This window comes from Neisseria iguanae (genome assembly GCF_003013245.1).
Taxonomy (GTDB): domain Bacteria; phylum Pseudomonadota; class Gammaproteobacteria; order Burkholderiales; family Neisseriaceae; genus Neisseria; species Neisseria iguanae.
Genome location: NZ_PXYY01000172.1, coordinates 1 through 1303 on the forward strand (window position 1 = coordinate 1; position 1303 = coordinate 1303).

Sequence of the window (1303 nt, forward strand, 5' to 3'; positions counted from 1 at the left end):
GTATAGGACAGAAAAGGTGTCAATCCTCTGCCAAGTTAGAGAAATAATCCTTAATAAACCCAATCCTGTTTGCCTTTCTCATGCCTTGACGATACCTTAATTTCTGCTTCAAGCCTGTAAAGCAGCCATCCGGCAAATTGGTTGTATTGCAAATGCCCGAGTCAGGAAATTGCTCAAATACAAACAGGTAATCCAGATTGTTTTTCAAGCGCCGGTAAACGCTGCGCAGATTTTTGTACGCCTAGAGGGACTGTCTTGTTTCTGCATTAAAAGTACGTTCGTTAAGGTATGCTTTAGTTGCCAATGCCGTCTGAAAGTAAAGTCTGCCTTGTTGCTGCTTTTCAGGCTTTCTGCAAAACACACCGTTGTTGTTTGTGTTTACGTTGACCGTGGCGGTTACGCTGGCAGTCGGCAAGCTTTTCGAATACAGCATTGAAGAAGTGGTTTTGGCTTGTAACGCCAATATCGGCAGCCCGGCCACAGGCTGCTGCCTTAGCCGTCGGCCGCGGTTGGCGTACGCTGGTAGCGATTTGGGTCATCGGCAAGGCAGGTTATATTTTGGGAATTATCGGCTTGATGATTTACGTATTGCTCGGTTCATTGTAAGAATTCAATCGAAATAAAGGCCGTCTGAAAGATTAGAAACCTTTCAGACGGCCTTTTGTTGTACTGTCTGCTTCAGGCGGCGCGCAGGATTATGCTACGGCCACCGATTTGGCCAAGTTGCGCGGTTTATCCGGGTTGGTGCCGCGTGCCAAGGCAGCGTGGTATGGCAACGGCTGTACGGGAAGGATGTGGACAAAATGTCAGTTGCCATAAAATCTCGGCTGCTTCTGTTTTCGGGTTACGGGACAGGTAACGGCTGATGGTTTTGACTTCTCCCATAAAAAGCGGCGGGTTAGTGATGCTGTCATATAAAACCATGATGCCCAAACGCCTGCCGAAGTGAGCGGTATCCATGATGACGTTGGCTTTTTCAGGAGCGGTGCCTCTTTTTTTGGGCAGGGTCTTTGGCCAAATGGCGGTAAATGGTTTTCTACTGCATCGGCATTATTGTTCGGACAGCCGGGAAGCCGTCTGCTTGGCGGGCGTATAAGCCGGCCACACCCCATCGGGGCGGATGCGCCTTCCATCCCAAAGCGCCTGTCGCAATCGTGGCATTTGTATTGCTGTCTGCCGTTTTGCCGGCTGTTTTTTTTGACGTGTTTTAAGCCGCAGAAAAAGCATTTTTTGTGTTCAAAGCCTTTGACTCTGTTTAAAGCTTTGCAGGATAAGGGCTACAGCGGCTTTTGGCATCTTTTTT

The 1303-nt window shown here is 48.6% G+C and carries 1 protein-coding gene and 1 pseudogene; one reads left to right on the forward strand and one right to left on the reverse strand.

What is annotated here, in order from left to right:
* Positions 1 to 389 precede the first annotated feature (389 nt).
* Positions 390 to 623, forward strand: coding sequence for a DUF819 family protein (locus C7N83_RS13860; RefSeq protein WP_245911245.1), 234 nt, complete (start codon positions 390 to 392; stop codon positions 621 to 623).
* Positions 624 to 806: 183 nt separating this feature from the next.
* On the opposite strand, the pseudogene C7N83_RS17205 reads toward C7N83_RS13860, so the two are convergent.
* Positions 807 to 1187, reverse strand: a pseudogene (locus C7N83_RS17205) (hypothetical protein); the annotation flags it as partial.
* Positions 1188 to 1303: the final 116 nt, after the last annotated feature.